The sequence below is a fragment of the Flavobacterium lipolyticum genome (genome assembly GCF_020905335.1).
GTDB lineage: Bacteria > Bacteroidota > Bacteroidia > Flavobacteriales > Flavobacteriaceae > Flavobacterium > Flavobacterium lipolyticum.
Window position 1 is genome coordinate 2755888 of record NZ_JAJJMN010000001.1, and the last position, 16088, is coordinate 2771975.

16 protein-coding genes and 2 tRNA genes are annotated in these 16088 nt (G+C 34.8%); 12 read left to right on the forward strand and 6 right to left on the reverse strand.

The annotated features are described in order from the left end of the window. Nucleotides 1–157: 157 nt before the first annotated feature. Nucleotides 158–1105 carry an alpha/beta hydrolase gene (locus tag LNQ34_RS12030; RefSeq protein ID WP_202701221.1) on the reverse strand — a complete coding sequence of 316 codons (948 nt, stop codon included), beginning with the start codon at nt 1103–1105 and terminating at the stop codon, nt 158–160. A gap of 13 nt (nt 1106–1118) precedes the next feature. After that, a complete protein-coding gene (gene sppA / locus LNQ34_RS12035; RefSeq protein WP_202701222.1) occupies nt 1119–2876 on the reverse strand; it encodes a signal peptide peptidase SppA in 1758 nt (585 codons plus the stop codon). Nucleotides 2877–3079: 203 nt separating this feature from the next. Between sppA and LNQ34_RS12040 the strand changes: the two genes are divergently transcribed. Together LNQ34_RS12040 and folK are read left to right on the forward strand one after the other, a co-directional pair. Next, nucleotides 3080–4267: a carboxypeptidase-like regulatory domain-containing protein gene (locus LNQ34_RS12040; protein WP_202701223.1), complete on the forward strand. Its 1188-nt coding sequence runs from the start codon at nt 3080–3082 to the stop codon at nt 4265–4267. 58 nt (nt 4268–4325) lie between these two features. Then, entirely contained in the window at nt 4326–5462 is a 1137-nt protein-coding gene (gene folK / locus LNQ34_RS12045; RefSeq protein ID WP_202701224.1) for a 2-amino-4-hydroxy-6-hydroxymethyldihydropteridine diphosphokinase, read from the forward strand. A 56-nt stretch (nt 5463–5518) separates the two neighbouring features. Here the strand turns inward: folK and LNQ34_RS12050 are convergent, their stop codons facing one another. Further along, entirely contained in the window at nt 5519–6055 is a 537-nt protein-coding gene (locus LNQ34_RS12050) for an RNA methyltransferase (protein WP_229999898.1), read from the reverse strand. Between the two features lie 74 nt (nt 6056–6129). Next, nucleotides 6130–6552 (reverse strand): DUF1573 domain-containing protein, encoded by a 423-nt coding sequence (locus tag LNQ34_RS12055; protein ID WP_202701227.1) that lies wholly within the window; start codon nt 6550–6552, stop codon nt 6130–6132. Nucleotides 6553–6710: 158 nt separating this feature from the next. On the opposite strand from LNQ34_RS12055, the gene mutS reads away from it, so the two are divergent. The 4 genes from mutS to LNQ34_RS12075 all read left to right on the forward strand — a co-directional run bounded on the left by mutS (nt 6711) and on the right by LNQ34_RS12075 (nt 10503). Continuing rightward, complete coding sequence (gene mutS, locus LNQ34_RS12060; protein ID WP_229999899.1) at nt 6711–9317, forward strand: DNA mismatch repair protein MutS; 2607 nt, start codon at nt 6711–6713, stop codon at nt 9315–9317. 151 nt (nt 9318–9468) lie between these two features. Continuing rightward, nucleotides 9469–9541, forward strand: a tRNA-Gly gene (locus tag LNQ34_RS12065). A 14-nt stretch (nt 9542–9555) separates the two neighbouring features. Then, nucleotides 9556–9641: transfer RNA gene (locus LNQ34_RS12070), tRNA-Leu, on the forward strand. Nucleotides 9642–10122: 481 nt separating this feature from the next. Next, nucleotides 10123–10503 carry a DUF1508 domain-containing protein gene (locus LNQ34_RS12075; RefSeq protein ID WP_229999900.1) on the forward strand — a complete coding sequence of 127 codons (381 nt, stop codon included), beginning with the start codon at nt 10123–10125 and terminating at the stop codon, nt 10501–10503. Nucleotides 10504–10706: 203 nt separating this feature from the next. Here the strand turns inward: LNQ34_RS12075 and LNQ34_RS12080 are convergent, their stop codons facing one another. Together LNQ34_RS12080 and LNQ34_RS12085 are read right to left on the reverse strand one after the other, a co-directional pair. Beyond that, nucleotides 10707–10931 (reverse strand): PG1828 family lipoprotein, encoded by a 225-nt coding sequence (locus tag LNQ34_RS12080; protein ID WP_017497763.1) that lies wholly within the window; start codon nt 10929–10931, stop codon nt 10707–10709. 349 nt (nt 10932–11280) lie between these two features. After that, complete coding sequence (locus tag LNQ34_RS12085) at nt 11281–12510, reverse strand: 3-deoxy-D-manno-octulosonic acid transferase (RefSeq protein WP_229999902.1); 1230 nt, start codon at nt 12508–12510, stop codon at nt 11281–11283. Nucleotides 12511–12645: 135 nt separating this feature from the next. On the opposite strand from LNQ34_RS12085, the gene LNQ34_RS12090 reads away from it, so the two are divergent. From LNQ34_RS12090 to LNQ34_RS12115, 6 genes are all read left to right on the forward strand, one after another. Continuing rightward, nucleotides 12646–13779 (forward strand): DegT/DnrJ/EryC1/StrS family aminotransferase, encoded by a 1134-nt coding sequence (locus tag LNQ34_RS12090; RefSeq protein ID WP_202701230.1) that lies wholly within the window; start codon nt 12646–12648, stop codon nt 13777–13779. A gap of 43 nt (nt 13780–13822) precedes the next feature. Further along, nucleotides 13823–14836 carry a UDP-glucose 4-epimerase GalE gene (gene galE, locus LNQ34_RS12095; protein WP_229999904.1) on the forward strand — a complete coding sequence of 338 codons (1014 nt, stop codon included), beginning with the start codon at nt 13823–13825 and terminating at the stop codon, nt 14834–14836. 117 nt (nt 14837–14953) lie between these two features. After that, on the forward strand, nt 14954–15151 hold the full coding sequence (locus tag LNQ34_RS12100; protein ID WP_229999905.1) for a hypothetical protein: 198 nt from the start codon (nt 14954–14956) through the stop codon (nt 15149–15151). Next, nucleotides 15139–15456 (forward strand): hypothetical protein, encoded by a 318-nt coding sequence (locus LNQ34_RS12105; RefSeq protein ID WP_229999907.1) that lies wholly within the window; start codon nt 15139–15141, stop codon nt 15454–15456. Before LNQ34_RS12100 ends, LNQ34_RS12105 begins: the two co-directional genes overlap by 13 nt. 120 nt (nt 15457–15576) lie before the next feature. Beyond that, on the forward strand, nt 15577–15771 hold the full coding sequence (locus LNQ34_RS12110; RefSeq protein WP_229999908.1) for a hypothetical protein: 195 nt from the start codon (nt 15577–15579) through the stop codon (nt 15769–15771). Then, the gene (locus tag LNQ34_RS12115) at nt 15756–16082 is read left to right on the forward strand and encodes a hypothetical protein (RefSeq protein WP_229999910.1); all 327 of its coding nucleotides are present in this window, start codon (nt 15756–15758) and stop codon (nt 16080–16082) included. The genes LNQ34_RS12110 and LNQ34_RS12115 overlap by 16 nt, the downstream gene beginning before the upstream one ends. Nucleotides 16083–16088 lie beyond the last annotated feature (6 nt).

Here is a 16088-nt window from a genome sequence, read left to right on the forward strand (position 1 = left end):
GTTAAATTGCTAACTGATTGTTGCAAAAATAGTTTTTTTTGATGGAGTTCATAAATAAAGTTTTTGTTAAACCTAAGAATATACTTCTGTTTGTTCCAAATAAAAATCCGCCTGAATATAAGTTCAAACGGATTTTTAGAGTTTTTATGATTGCCGATTATTTTTTAATGAAAGAAATAATCTTATTGACCATGATTTCTGAGAGGGGCAGATTCTCATTTTTATAACTTTCCAGATTGGCCTGATGATCTCCGTCGATGATTTTCATGACGTGATTCATTTTATCAACGATCAGGAGTTCGGCATTTTTATTGGCCTTCGATAAGAGTTCAGCATCTTTTACGGTCACTTGTAAATCCTGATTTCCCTGAACGATCAAAATAGGAACATTTAGTTTTTTGATTTCGTTTTGCGGATTGTATTTGAACCAGGAAATTAAATACGGCTGAATGCTTGGTCTGAAAAGAGCATTAAGCATTGGGTCTACTTTCTTTACCGTGAATCCGCTTTTCAGACTATCAATAATCGGGAAGGTTAATTCCTCTACTTGTTTGTTTGATTTAGAAGCAATTTGCGATTTGATCAATTGGTCGGCAGATTCTCCTGCACCTGCAATTGAGATAAACTTATTGGCTTTGGCTCCGGCAATCATTCCAATCAGAGAACCTTCGCTGTGACCAATTACAACTACTTCAGAGAAGCGTCTGTCTTGTTTTAACAGATTGATCCAGCTTTTGGCATCTTCGGTGTAATTCTCAAATACAAGAGTTTGTTCGGAGATAGCAGCCGGTTTACTTTCTGCAATTCCTCTCTTGTCGTATCGTAATGATGCAATTCCGTTTTTTGCCAGTGCTTCCGCCAGCATTTTCAGAGAATTGTTTTTCATCATCGGATTATTGCCGTTACGATCCGTAGGCCCCGAACCTGAAATGAGTAAAGCTACCGGGTATCTTTTTTCTAAATTCGGAGTGGTCAACGTACCAAAAAGCTGATCGATGTTAATTTTTAAAACAATAGGAGTTTCTGTAAAAGCAACTTCAGTTTTATTCTGAGCATTCACAAAACTCAGCAACAGAATAGCAGCGAGGACAAATAAATTCTTCATTTTTAAAAGGAAACTATTTAATGTTTATTCCAAATGGAAGCATGGCCTGAACTCCTTTTTGTTTTTGAAGTCTTTTAACCTGCTCAATAAGCATATAATTTTCTTCGCCAATTTCTTCCTTGATAAATGCTTCTTTTGATTGCGCAAATGGCAGATTGGAAAGAAGGTCATTGAATGTTTTCTGGTATTCAGGATAGTTTTGTGTGCTGTACGTTTTGATTTTTGCAATTTTTGCAGCTTCAGCAATAGCGTCATTCAAACCTCCAATCTGATCTACTAATCCAATTTTTAAAGCTTCGCTTCCTGACCAGACTCTTCCTTGTGCGATCGAATCCACCTGAGCAAAAGTCATTTTTCGGCCTTCCGCAACATGTGTTACAAAGGTTTTGTAAATATGCTCAACTCCTTCTAAAGTAAAGGCTTTAAATTTTTCGTCAACAGGTACAAACGGACTGTAATTTGCAGAGTTTTCATGTGTTTTTACCTGCTCTGTGTTGATTCCTAATTTATGGGCTAAAGGAGTGAAGTTAGGCAATACTCCAAAAACACCTATAGAACCTGTAATCGTATTGCTTTCTGCAAAAATTTTGTTGGCGTTGCAGGCAATGTAGTAACCGCCCGATGCGGCATAATTTCCCATAGAAACCACAACCGGTTTTACTTTTTTGGTTATCTCGATTTCTCTCCAGATCAGGTCAGAAGTCAAAGCACTTCCTCCCGGACTGTCTATTCTTAGTACGATTGCTTTTACGTCTTCATTTTTACGTGCCTCCTGTAAAGAACGTCGCATAGAACCTTCACCAATTACGGTAACATCTCCTTCGCCGCCTTGTATTTCACCCTGTGCATAAATAATAGCAATTTGGTCAGTTGCAGTATTGGTCAGGGCAGTTGTAATGTTGTTTTGAGTATAATCTAAAATCGAAATTTTATTGTAATCGTCATCACCCGTTACTTTTAGCGCTTTTTTGATCGCGTTATGGTACACATCTTCATAGGCAATAACATCTATCAGATTTTGTGCTTTTGCCATTTCCGGAGTTCTGGCCAGTAATCCATTGGCGATTTCATTTAGTTTCGGTAGCGGAATATTTCTGCTTTTTGAAATATCAGTCGTAACCGTAGTCCAGATGGAGTTTAAAAGAGCAGTAACCTGTTCTCTGTTGGCATCACTCATTTTATTTTCCAGAAAAGGTTCAACAGCACTTTTGTATTTTCCGTGACGAATCACTTCCATGTGAATGCCCGATTTTTCCTGAAAATCTTTGAAGAACATCACCTCAGACGAAAGACCTTTGAAATCTAAATCTCCGGCAGGATTCAAATAAATAGTATTGGCTACAGAATTCAGATAATATTCTTTTTGCGAGTACGTATTGGCATATGCCCATACAAACTTTCCTGATTTTTTGAAACTTTCAAGTGCATTTCTCAAATCTTTGTATTGTGCCAGACCTAAAGATGACTCATCATTTAAAATAGAGATTCCTTTAATGTTATCATCGGTTTTCGCCGCTTCAATAGCATTGATTACATCTGTTAAGCCGATGCCTTTTTTATCTGAAAAAACAGTTACCCACGGGTCTTTGTATTTTCCGGCATAATCGTTTTGAATTTGTTTTAAATTTAATTCAATAACAGAATCACTTTTCACAGAAACTGCATCGTCTCCTCCAAAAATTGCTCCAATAAGAATGACCCCAAAAAAGAAGAGGATAATAAATACAAAAATACCAATAACAGTGGCAATTACATTTCCTAAAAACTTCATAAGTATATTTTTTTAATAAGTATCTAAAAAGGTTGGTTTGTTACAAAAGTAATCTAAAAACAAATTAATTCGAATATCAGATCGGATGAAATGGTTGTAGCCTCTGCATTTTTAGTGCATTAAACTAAAGATAAGATATTTTGTAAGATAAATATAGTTTGAGTCCGGAATAATTTATATTTGAGGAAACCAAATACTTAAATATGAAAGATAAAGTAATTCTGTGGAGTTTTTTTCTCTTTGGCTTTTATGCCGGGGCTCAAAAAATCCAAACTAAAAAAGTGGTAGTCGATAAATTGACAAAGCTTCCTCTGGAAAAAGTAAATATTTACAATCAAAAGGACAATTCACTAACGAATGAGGAAGGTGTTTTTTCTTTTATTTCCGATCAGGATGAATTGAATTTTAGTTTGATTGGATATGAAAATCTGAAACTCAGCTTTGCCGAAATAAACAAACAGGATACGATCTTTTTGCAAAGTAAAACCATTGAACTTGATGAAGTAGTAGTGGGAGAAGAAATGGCTATAATGAAAAAAGTATATGCCAAAATGAAAGAGAATTACATATTCGAACCTTACAATGAAAACTTCTTCTTGCGATGTGTCTTGAAACGAAATGATGAATTAGAAAGATTACAGGATATTTATGGTAAAGTATCGAGAAAAAGCATCTTTAAAACCAAAACACAACCTGACAATAAATGTGAAGTTGAGATTTTGAATATGAGGAAAGTTGGGATAAAAGATAAGGCTGATTTTGTGTATTTCGAATTTCAGAGTTTCGAAAAATTATTTGATATAAATGCTATGATCTCTATCAAAACGGAAGATTTCGAACTTACTAAGGAAAAAAATGTAGCAGGTGATTTTTTTAAAATTAGTTTTATCAAAAAGTCAGAAAATACAATTGAACAAAAAACCAGTGGCTATTTTATAATTAATAAGAATGACTATGCTATTGTAGAAACCTATTTTGATCTTTATGATAATGGAGAAAAAGTACCATTTCAAAAAAAGGACAAAGTAGAATATCGAACCACGAGTTTTAAAACCACTTCAAATTATAAGAAGAGTGCCAGCACCAATAAATATTATTTGAATAACGCAAAATCGGATGTTAGGGTAGAATTACTTGTAAGTGAAAAAAATATAAAAGCTTTTTATGATTACAGTACCAATTTTTTTGTAACCAATAGTTTTATTGCTGAAAAAGCAAAGTCGAATTTGTCGATGGATAAGGATATTTTTAAAGTGAAATTTCCTTACTCAGAACAATTTTGGAAAAGCCAGAACCAACTACCTTTAACAAGCAATTTAAGTGCATTTTTGAAGAGGGTTTCAGAAAACAAAGAGAACAAGAAAGAGTTTGAAATAGTTGGAAACTTCTAAGTCTTGAATCAAATAATGTAGTTAATTCTAAAATAGTTTTAGTTAATTTGCATTAATTATGAAGTCACAGCATCAAATCGTTTTATCAATAGGCAGCAATCAGGGAAACAGGTTAACAAACATCGAAACGTGTATCGATTTGATACATAAAGAAGTGGGGACTGTAATCAGGGTTTCAAAACTGTATGAAACTCCTGCCTGGGGGTTTGAAAGTGATGCTTTTTATAATTGCGCATTGGTTTTGCATACCTATTTATCGGCGCAAAAAGTATTAAGTCAGGTTCTAAAAGTAGAAAAAAAATTAGGCCGAATCAGATCTGAGCAACAAGGGTATCAGTCCCGAATTATCGACATTGATCTGATTACTTACGATGATGAAACTATCGAGTCCGAAAAATTGCAGATTCCACATCCGTTAATGCAAAACAGAAAGTTTGTGCTGCTTCCTATGCAGGATTTAGGTTTAGACTGGGAACATCCTGTTTTTCAAAAATCCATTACAGAATTAATTGCAATCTCGCCTGACGATAGTGTTTGTGAAGTAGTTCAGGAATTGAAAAATCCGATACGCGAAATTGCATTGGAGAACTTCAACTACATTGCTTTCGAAGGAAATATCGGGGCAGGGAAAACCACTTTGGTGCAAAAAATAGCGGAGGATTTTAATGCAAAAATGGTTTTAGAACGTTTTGCTGACAATCCTTTTTTGCCAAAATTTTACAAAGATCAGAACAGGTATGCTTTTCCGTTGGAAATGTCTTTTCTGGCAGACCGTTATCAGCAGTTATCGGATGATCTGGCACAATTTGATTTGTTTAAAGATTTTATTGTAGCCGATTATCATATCTTTAAATCCTTGATTTTTGCTAAAATTACCCTTGCCGAAGACGAGTATCGATTGTATCGAAACTTGTTTGATATTATCTATAAAGAAATGCCAAAACCTGATTTGTATGTTTATTTGTATCAGAATTCTGAAAGGCTGCTGCAAAACATCAAAAAACGCGGACGCAACTATGAGCAGAATATTGAGGCGGGTTATCTTGATAAAATTAATAATGGCTATTTAGAATATATTAAATCCCAAACTGATTTAAACGTGCTGATTATTGATGTTTCCGATCGCGATTTCGTGAAAAACCATAAAGATTACCTTTTTATCTTGGACGAAATCCAGAAGAAGATTTTTAATTAGAAAATTAGATAATGGGGCAATTATCACATTATCTAATTATCAAATTGCCACATTGCTTATTTTGGCCAGTTTAATTTCTGAAATAAATCCCAAACCACAATTCCGGCGCTTACCGCAATATTTAAAGAGTGTTTGGTGCCTAATTGCGGGATTTCAATACAGCCGTCGCAAAGAGCAACTGCTTCCTGAGCAACTCCGTAAACCTCATTGCCAAAAACCAATGCATACTTCTGATTTTTCTCCGTTTTAAAATCCTGAAGGAAAATAGAACTTTCAACTTGTTCGATGGCAAGCGTCAGGATATTTTCTTTTTTAAGATTTTCGATTACTTCCAATACATTTTCGTGATGTTCCCAGGCCACAGTCTCAGTAGCGCCAAGAGCCGTTTTGTGAATTTCTTTATTGGGTGGAGTGGCGGTAATACCGCACAGGATTATTTTTTCAATTAAAAATGCATCAGCGGTCCTGAACACAGATCCAATATTGTGCAGACTGCGAATATCATCTAAGACTAAAATTAAAGGAGTTTTGTCTGATTTTTTAAAATCCTCTATCGATTTACGGTCCAGTTCGCTATTTTCAAGTTTTCTCATAGGTTTATTCAGGTCATAAAAAAAGCTTCCAAAGTTAAGGAAGCTTTTTGAATTATTCTATTTTACTTTTCAGATTAGCTTTTTACCGGATCTGGTAAAACAGTACCTTTAATAGTAAGCACTTTTGTTGGTTGTCCTTCAGCATTAGAAGTTACAGTTACAGTTTTTGTAAAAGCACCAACTCTGTCAGTAGCATATTTTACACCAATAATACCTTTAGCACCAGGAGCGATTGGCTCTTTTGGAGTTGTTGGTACTGTACAACCGCAAGATCCGGTTGTGTTTGTGATGATAAGAGGTTTAGTTCCATTGTTTACAAAAACAAACTCACGTTTTCCATCTGCATTATGAGCAATAGTTCCATAATCAATGGTTTCTGTTTCGAAAGCCATTCCTGCACCTTCAACTTTGGCAATTTTACCTTTTTTAGTGCTTTGAGCATTAGAAGCTGTAATTCCAACTACAGCTAACATAGCGATTAAAATTATTTTTTTCATCTTTTTTAGAGTCTTTTTTAATTAACACAAATCTATGTAAAATTCTTATATCTCAACTTAAAAAAAGCTTAAAATATTTTAATTTTTGCACCACCTAGATATTCCTCCAAAATGTCATAAATTCGCTGTCTTAATTTTTTCATTTAAAATACAATAATTTGGCAGCGAAAGAGAAAGTGGTTAAAGAGACACCTTTAATGAAACAATACAATGAAATCAAGAGAAAATATCCTGATGCCTGTTTGCTTTTTAGAGTAGGAGACTTTTATGAAACCTTTGGAGAAGATGCTATTAGAGCCTCAAAAATTCTGGGAATAACATTAACCAAAAGAGGCGCCGGTTCTGATACAGAAACTGCTTTGGCTGGTTTTCCGCATCACTCTGTCAATACCTATTTGCCAAAATTAGTCAAAGCCGGACTTCGTGTGGCTATCTGTGATCAGCTAGAGGATCCAAAAATGACTAAAACGATTGTGAAACGCGGGGTAACTGAATTAGTAACTCCTGGAGTTTCTTTAAACGATGAAGTTTTACAATCCAAATCAAATAACTTTTTAGCATCGGTTTATTTTGCTAACAAAAATATCGGAGTTTCCTTTCTGGATGTTTCTACAGGAGAGTTTTTAACGGCTCAGGGAAATGCAGAGTACATCGACAAATTGCTGCAAAACTTCAATCCGAGTGAGGTTTTGGTTCCGAAACAAAATAAAAGTGATTTTAAAGATGCTTTTGGAGATGATTTTCATAGCTTTTATTTAGAAGACTGGATTTATAAGGAAGATTATGCTTTGGAAACGCTGACGAAACATTTTCAGACGGTTTCCTTAAAAGGTTTTGGAGTAGAAGAGTTAAAAGAAGGTATTATTGCTTCCGGAGCAATTTTGTATTACCTGTCGGAAACGCAGCATAATCGTGTGCAGCACATCACGGCGATTCAGCGTATTGCCGAAGATGCTTATGTCTGGATGGATCGTTTTACCATCAGGAATTTGGAATTGTACCACAGCTACAATCCAAATGCGGTAACCCTTTTGGATGTGATTGACAGAACGCTTTCGCCAATGGGAGGACGTTTGTTGAAGCGTTGGCTGGCTTTGCCTTTGAAAGACAGTGCCAGGATAAAAAGTCGTCATGATGTAGTTTCTTATTTAAAAAACAATTCGGAAGTTTTACAAAGTATTCAGTATCAGATCAAGCAAATTTCAGATTTAGAGCGTTTGATTTCTAAAATAGCAACAGGAAAAGTTTCGCCACGTGAGATTGTATATCTGAAAGAATCGTTGGATGCGATTATTCCAATTAAAACCCTGGCACTTGAAAGTCCGCAGGAAGCGGTGAAGGTGATCGGAGACAGTCTGCATGCCTGTGATTTGTTAAGAGAAAAAATTAAAAATACTTTAAATCAGGATGCGCCTGTTGCGGTGGCTAAAGGAAATGCTATTGCAAAAGGAATCAGTGAGGAATTGGACGATTTGCGTGCTATTTCTACTTCTGGAAAAGAATATCTGGAGGGAATTGAAAAAAGAGAATCGGAGCGTACCGGAATCTCTTCGCTTAAGATCTCGTTTAATAATGTTTTTGGTTACTATATTGAAGTTAGAAACACGCACAAAGATAAAGTTCCTGAAGAGTGGATTCGCAAGCAGACGTTGGTTAATGCAGAGCGATATATTACTGAGGAATTAAAAGAATATGAAACTAAAATTCTGGGAGCAGAAGAGAAGATTTACAAGATAGAAACAGAGCTTTTTGAGCAATTGGTGATCTGGATTGGAACTTATATCAAGCCGGTACAGATGAATGCTAATTTGGTGGCGCAGCTGGACTGTTTGTGTTCGTTTACACAATTGGCTGTAGAAAATCAATATGTATGCCCTGAAATTGATGAAACGTTTGAGTTGGAGATCAAAAACGGACGTCATCCTGTTATTGAAAAGCAATTGCCGGTTGGAACGCCTTATATTGCTAATGATGTTTATTTAGATAGAGAGACGCAGCAGTTGATTATGATTACCGGTCCTAACATGTCGGGTAAGTCTGCTATTTTGAGACAAACGGCTTTAATTGTATTGTTGGCTCAAATGGGAAGTTTTGTTCCTGCTGATAGTGTGAGAATGGGGATTGTAGATAAGATTTTTACCAGAGTAGGTGCTTCGGATAATATTTCGATGGGAGAGTCTACTTTTATGGTAGAGATGAATGAGACCGCTTCTATTTTGAATAATATCTCAGATCGCAGTTTGGTGCTTCTGGATGAAATTGGAAGAGGAACCAGTACGTATGACGGGATTTCGATTGCCTGGGCGATTGCCGAATTTTTACACGAACACCCGGGAAGACCTAAAACCTTGTTTGCAACGCATTATCATGAATTGAATGAAATGACAGAATCGTTGCCAAGAATTCAGAATTATAATGTTGCGGTAAAAGAGTTAAAAGACAATGTGCTTTTCATTCGTAAACTGGTAAAAGGAGGAAGTGCTCATAGTTTTGGAATTCATGTAGCAAAAATGGCCGGAATGCCTCAGATTGTAATTTTGAAGGCGCAAAAGATGTTGAAAAAACTGGAGAAAAACCACTCAAGTGAAGCGTTAAATGGTGTGAAGTCTGAGAATGATGAAATGCAGATGAGCTTCTTTAATTTAGATGATCCTTTGCTGGAAGAGATAAAAGAAGAAATTCTGGGGCTTGATATTAATGCGATCACACCAGTTGAAGCGTTGATGAAACTTAATGAGATTAAAAGAATGTTGGTACGAAAATAAATTTCATATTTAAAGTTTAGGTTATCAGAAAGTTATAAAATAAGTAGATTTTTTTTTCGAAAAACGCTTGTGTAATTGAATAAATGTCCTAAATTTGCACTCGCAATACAGAACAAATCAAGTGTTGCAGTTCTTAATTAGAATTTGAAATGCGAAAATAGCTCAGTTGGTAGAGCGCGACCTTGCCAAGGTCGAGGTCGCGGGTTCGAGCCCCGTTTTTCGCTCTATATCATCTAATGCTCGGATGGTGAAATTGGTAGACACGCTGGACTTAAAATCCAGTGAACAGCAATGTTCGTGCGGGTTCAAGTCCCGCTCTGAGTACTAAAGCCTCTTCTTTTGAAGAGGCTTTTTTTATGGTGTAAATCCAGGAGTTCTAAAATAAATCTGCGAAGCAGATTTATTTTAGAGAATCTAAGAATCTAAGAATCTAAGAATCTAAGAATCTAAGAATCTAAGAATCTAAGAATCTAAGAATCTAAGAATCTAAGAATCTAAGAATCTAAGAATCTAAGAATCTAAGAATCTAAGAATCTAAGAATCTAAGAATCTAAGAATCTAAGAATCTAAGAATCTAAGAATCTAAGAATCTAAGAATCTAAGAATCTAAGAATCTAAGAATCTAAGAATCTAAGAATCTAAGAATCTAAGAATCTAAGAATCTAAGAATCTAAGAATCTAAGAATCTAAGAATCTAAGAATCTAAGAATCTAAGAATCTAAGAATCTAAGGATCTAAGAATCTAAGGGTTTAAAGTCAATAATCAACAATCTAGAATCAACAATCTAAAATCTAAAATAATAATATGGGTGCCTTTGTAATTAGTAAGCGTTTTAATGATGAATATAAATTCGTATTTACTTCGAGAAAGGGCAAGGTGATATTTACGAGTCTTAGTTATGAATTGAGGTTTGAGTGTGAAGAGGATATCGAGAAGTTTAAGATGAATATAGAGATGGCTCGGTTTTTAAAATTTAAAGGGGCTGGGGGGAGATATTTTTTTAAATTGATGTTGGGAGAGCTTCATTTTGCTACGAGTCGAAAATATACGACGGAATTGCTTTTACAGAAAGGAATCAAGGAAATTGTGACTTATGCTTCGAGGGCTGAGATTTTGGATTTTTCCTCAAGTGAATCTATTTTTGAAGATGAAGTTGTGGGTGAGGAAGTGGAAGTAGAGGATTAGGAGGTGAAAGAGTGTCTTTTGTTTTCTGTGAGTTTGGGTAATTGTATGAGAGCCTGGTGAGTTTTGAAGACTTATCAGGTTTTTTTATTTTTTTTATAACGTGTGTTATGGTTGGGAAAGGTGTTGTGGTTTTGTTGGGCATAAAGCATAAAAAAAAGCTATCTACAGAGAGATAGCTTTTTATTTTTTTGAGTAATTTAGAATTACTTTTTAGCAGGAGCAGCAGCTTCTTCAACTTTTGCAGCAGCAGAGTCAACTTTTGCAGCAGCAGAATCAACAGTTGCAGCAGCAGAATCAACTACAGCAGCAGCAGAATCAACAGCAACAGCAGTAGAATCTACAGCTTCAGTAGCTGCAGCGTCAGCTTTTTTACAAGATACAACAGTTAAAACAGCAACAACAGCTAAACTTAAAAATACTTTTTTCATCTTACTTTATTATAAAAGGTTAATTATTAATTCGTGGCAAAGATATAAATTTTTTAATATGTAAAATATTTTTTTATTTTTTTTTTAAAATATTTTCATTGCTCACGATTATCTTATTTATCAAATAATGTGCCAAATTAATAAAAATATGTTAAATTGCGGTATGTTTTGTCTAAATTATTTTTTATTGAAGATTCAATAAGAGAATTGGGGGTTTTTATCCTCTTGGTTGCAGTTTGTTTTATCTTTTTTAGAATATTAGGTGGTGCTGAAAAAAAACAAAAGAGCTTAAATGAGCCCTTTTGTGAGTAATGTTGTTTCTGAATCACGTACGATTCGTATAAAAAGGTTACGCGACGATATTCATGATGCTGTTTGTAGCTCCTTTATTGTTCTGAATATACGATTTGCAAATTTGACTCTTTTCTTCTAAAAACGCTTTGTCCTGAAGCAAACGATCAAGATTTTGCTTTAATTCCTGATTGTTCGAGATTACAAGGCATCCCTTGAGGGCTACCAGTTCAATTGCTTCGGCGAAATTCGAGTAGTTGGGACCAATTACAATTGGAATTCCAAAAGTAGCCGGTTCTAATATATTGTGGATTCCGGGATTTCCAAATCCGCCGCCAACATAAGCAATTGTCCCGTAACTGTAAATTTTAGTCAGCAATCCAATAGTATCTATAATAAAGACATTGTAATTAGACAAGTCGGCATTTTCTTTTTCGGAGAATAATATTGTTGATTTAGTAATTTGCGCTTTCAGGCTTGCGATCTGATCACTCTTAATGTTGTGAGGTGCAATGATGAATTTTACATCTTCGGATGCCTGGTTGATGTATTCTGCTACTAATGCTTCATCTTTAGGCCAAGAGCTGCCTATAATGATGGTTGGGGTGTTGTTTTTGAATTTTTCGATAAAATCCAAAGTATTGTCTCTTTCTAAAATAGCATTTACACGATCAAAACGAGTGTCTCCTGAAACAATAACATTGTCAAAGCCGATACTCTTTATTTTTTCTTTTGAATTTTCGTTCTGAACAAAAAAGTAAGTGAATGCTTTTAATGCTTTTCTGTAAAAACCGCCGTACCATTTAAAAAACATCTGATTGTCTCTGAAAATTCCGGAAATTAAATAGGTCGGTATTTGACTTTTCTCTAATTCATTTAGGTAATTCAGCCAAAATTCATATTTTATGAAAAATGCCAACTCAGGGTGAGCTAGCTTTAAGAATTTCTTGGCGTTGCTTTTAGTGTCCAGTGGAAGGTACAGCGTAACAGCTGCAACAGTATTGTTTTTGCGTACTTCATAACCTGAAGGAGAGAAAAAAGTAACGATGATTTTGTGGGAAGGATATTTTTCTTTGATTTTTTCGATTACTGGCAGGCCTTGTTCGTATTCGCCAAGCGAGGCCGAATGAAACCAGATGGTTTTATCTGAAGGACTTATCTTTTCTTCAAGAATCGCGAAAACATTTTTACGACCTTCGACAAAAAGCTTAATTTTCGGACTAAAAAGTGCTACAATTTTCAGAAAAAAGCCAGCAATAGAAATAACTAAATTATAGAGAAAAAGCATCTGTTTGTTTTTGTGGCTAAATTACGGTTCTTTCGATTATTTTCATTGGTTTGAAGGTATTAAATAACTATTTTTGTTCCTCCTTTTAGAGACGCTGAATGAAATGCAAGTCTTTAATTTTAAAATATATTGAAAATGAAAAAAATTCAAATGGTTGACCTAAAAAGTCAATACGAAAAAATAAAAACTACAGTTGATGCCTCTATTCAGGAGGTTTTGGATACCAATACTTACATAAACGGTCCTTTAGTACACCAGTTTCAAAAAAATCTGGAAGATTATCTGGGGGCAAAACATGTGATTCCATGTGCAAACGGAACCGATGCTTTGCAAATTGCCATGATGGGATTGGATTTGAAACCGGGCGATGAGGTAATTACTGCCGATTTTACTTTTGCAGCTACGGTTGAGGTAATTGCTTTGTTACAATTGACGCCGGTTTTAGTAGATGTTGATGTTGTAAATATGAACATCGATATTGAAGCGCTTAAAAAAGCGATTACACCAAAAACAAAAGCAATTGTTCCGGTACATTTATTTGGACGTGCAGCAAATATGGATGCTATTATGGAAATTGCTGCCGAACATAATTTATATGTAATCGAAGACAATGCACAGGCAATTGGAGCAGATTATATTTCTAAATCAGGAGCAAAAAGCAAAGTAGGGGTAATTGGTCATGTAGCGGCAACTTCATTTTTTCCGTCTAAAAACTTAGGCTGTTATGGAGATGGAGGAGCAATTTTTACCAACGACGATAAATTAGCGCACATCATTCGCGGGATCGTAAATCACGGAATGTATGAGCGTTACCACCATGATGTTGTAGGAGTGAATTCACGTTTGGATAGTATTCAGGCCGGAGTTCTAAATGCAAAATTGCCATTATTGGATGAGTACAATGCAGCACGTCGTTTAGCGGCAACAAAATACAATGCAGCTTTTGCCGGAAATACACATATTATTACGCCGGAATTTGATGCAAGTCAAAATGATCATGTTTTTCATCAATATGTATTGAGAATTATTGATGCAGATCGTAATGCTTTGATGCAGCATTTATTGGATAAAGGAATTCCGTGTGCGATTTATTACCCGATTCCGTTGCATTCACAAAAAGCTTATGCTGATTCTCGTTACAAAGAAGAGCAGTTTCCAGTGACCAACCAATTGGTAAAAGAAGTAATTGCTTTGCCAATGCATACAGAACTGGATGATGAGCAAATCAAATTTATAACCGATTCTGTTTTGGAATTTTTGAATAAATAATAAAGATTAAACCAAATAAACAACAGCACAAAATAACCGCAAAATGAAAGTATTAGTAACAGGAGGATTAGGATTTATTGGTTCTCACACCGTTGTAGAATTGCAAAATGAAGGTTTTGAAGTAGTCATTATTGATAACCTTTCGAATTCTACAGAAGACGTTTTAAAAGGGATTACGACCATTACAGGAAAAACACCTTTGTTCGAAAAATTAGATTTAAGAGAAAAAGCGTCGGTGCGGGAGTTTTTTAAAAAGCATAACGATGTTACCGGAGTAATTCATTTTGCAGCTTCAAAGGCAGTTGGTGAAAGTGTTGAAAATCCATTGTTGTATTACGAAAACAACATTGCTTCATTAGTGTATTTATTGCAGGAATTGCAGCAAAAACCTGAAGCGAGTTTTATTTTTAGCTCGTCTTGTACCGTTTATGGTCAGGCTGAAAAAATGCCAATTACTGAAGATGCTCCGGTACAGGTGGCGATTTCGCCTTACGGAAACACGAAACAGATAGGGGAAGAAATTATTGCTGATACAGCTAAAGTAACCAATATCAGTGCAATTTTATTGCGTTATTTTAACCCGGTTGGAGCTCATGCAACGACTGAGATTGGCGAATTACCAATTGGTGTTCCTCAAAATTTAGTACCTTTCATTACACAAACTGGCGTAGGATTGCGTCAGGAATTATCGGTTTTTGGAGATGATTATCCAACTCCTGATGGTACAGCAGTTCGTGATTATATTCACGTAGTAGATTTGGCAAAAGCGCACGTAATTGCCTTACAACGTTTGTTGGCTAAAAAGAATTTACAAAAAGTTGAAACTTTCAATCTAGGAACCGGAAAAGGAAGCTCGGTTTTAGAAGTAATTCATAGTTTCGAAAAAGTAAGCGATAAAAAATTACCTTATAAGATTATGCCACGTCGTGAAGGTGATATTACAGAAGCTTACGCAAATACAGATAAAGCAAATAATGTTTTAGGCTGGAAAGCCCAATTAAGTTTAGACGAAGCCATGGCAAGTGCCTGGAAATGGGAACAGAAAGTTCGTTCTTAATTTTTTTCAGACGAAAATAAAACATAAGAAAAATCCCAAATAAACTAAAAATTATTTGGGATTTTTATTTTTGGTTTATTTTATTTTGTAAATTTGTAAGAATAAAATGTAGGAATTATGAAAAAGAAAAATGAAAAACCCAGAGTTAGTAAGGTGGAAGAGCCTGCTGTAGAATATGAAGTTCAAAAATCTAACTTTAAAGGAATAGACCGAAAAACTTTTGATTTTGATACCGAGTTTGCAAAAGGATTAACGCCGGAAGAATTCAAAGCCGAAATGTTTAAAAGAATAGAGGCTTATTCGTGGAAAAAATAATATTTGAAAAAGAAGTTCTTAATTCCTTTGAAGATTTAGTTTTTGCACTTTTTAAAGAGGAGTATTTTGGTTATCTGGAGTCTTCTCAGAATTATGTAGGCAAAATAGTTGATTTTGTTATTTCAGGTATTTCAAGTTTTCCACATAAGAAAACACCAAAATCACTTCAGTATTTAGGTTTGTACTATGTTTTTTATAAAGCCAATGGCAGGACAACCTGGTATATCTTCTTTGATAAAAAAGATCAAAATTATTTGATTACAGGAATTATAAATAATTATTGTGCAGAAGCAAAAGAGCTGTAAAAACAAATCCTTTTGAAAAGTAAGCGATAAAAATCCCAAATGATCTATTTAGATTATTTGGGATTTTTATTTTTGGCTTAATTTATTTTTATAAATTTGTAAGAATAAATTGTAGGAATTATGAAAAAGAAAAAAGAAGAAGCTAGAGCTAGCAAGGTGGAAGAGCCTACTGTAGAATATGAAGTTCAAAAATCTAAATTTAAAGGAATCGATCGGGAAACTTTTGATTTTGATGCCGAGTTTGCAAAAGGATTAACGCTGGAAGAAGCAAAAGCAGAATCAATCAGAAGGATTAGAGAATGGTGGGGAAAATAGAAGTTGTTTTTACACTCTCGGTGATTGTGTATCTTGATGATTTAGTTATGACATTGTATAAAAATGAATACTTTGGTTTTATAGCATCTGCAGAACAATATGTTTCTAATATTTATCGAGCAGTTCCCGAAAGAATAAAAAATTGTTCCCATAAGAAAGCTCCAAAATCACTTCAATATTTAGGTTCAAACTATGTTTTTTACAAACCGAATGTCAGGACAACCTGGTATATCTTCTTTGATGAAAAAGATCAAAATTACCTCATTACAGGAATTGTAAATAATTATTGTGCAGAAGCAAAAGGGTTATAAAAAACA

Bases quoted from the DNA above. Each gene is read 5' to 3' on its own strand.
- LNQ34_RS12110 (WP_229999908.1), top strand. From the start codon at position 15,577: ATGAAAAAGAAAAAAGAAGAAGCTAGAGCTAGCAAGGTGGAAGAGCCT.
- LNQ34_RS12085 (WP_229999902.1), bottom strand. From the start codon at position 12,510: ATGCTTTTTCTCTATAATTTAGTTATTTCTATTGCTGGCTTTTTTCTG.
- sppA (WP_202701222.1), bottom strand. From the start codon at position 2,876: ATGAAGTTTTTAGGAAATGTAATTGCCACTGTTATTGGTATTTTTGTA.
- LNQ34_RS12040 (WP_202701223.1), top strand. From the start codon at position 3,080: ATGAAAGATAAAGTAATTCTGTGGAGTTTTTTTCTCTTTGGCTTTTAT.
- LNQ34_RS12050 (WP_229999898.1), bottom strand. From the start codon at position 6,055: ATGAGAAAACTTGAAAATAGCGAACTGGACCGTAAATCGATAGAGGAT.
- LNQ34_RS12055 (WP_202701227.1), bottom strand. From the start codon at position 6,552: ATGAAAAAAATAATTTTAATCGCTATGTTAGCTGTAGTTGGAATTACA.
- LNQ34_RS12090 (WP_202701230.1), top strand. From the start codon at position 12,646: ATGAAAAAAATTCAAATGGTTGACCTAAAAAGTCAATACGAAAAAATA.
- LNQ34_RS12075 (WP_229999900.1), top strand. From the start codon at position 10,123: ATGGGTGCCTTTGTAATTAGTAAGCGTTTTAATGATGAATATAAATTC.
- LNQ34_RS12100 (WP_229999905.1), top strand. From the start codon at position 14,954: ATGAAAAAGAAAAATGAAAAACCCAGAGTTAGTAAGGTGGAAGAGCCT.
- LNQ34_RS12030 (WP_202701221.1), bottom strand. From the start codon at position 1,105: ATGAAGAATTTATTTGTCCTCGCTGCTATTCTGTTGCTGAGTTTTGTG.
- LNQ34_RS12080 (WP_017497763.1), bottom strand. From the start codon at position 10,931: ATGAAAAAAGTATTTTTAAGTTTAGCTGTTGTTGCTGTTTTAACTGTT.
- folK (WP_202701224.1), top strand. From the start codon at position 4,326: ATGAAGTCACAGCATCAAATCGTTTTATCAATAGGCAGCAATCAGGGA.
- galE (WP_229999904.1), top strand. From the start codon at position 13,823: ATGAAAGTATTAGTAACAGGAGGATTAGGATTTATTGGTTCTCACACC.
- LNQ34_RS12115 (WP_229999910.1), top strand. From the start codon at position 15,756: ATGGTGGGGAAAATAGAAGTTGTTTTTACACTCTCGGTGATTGTGTAT.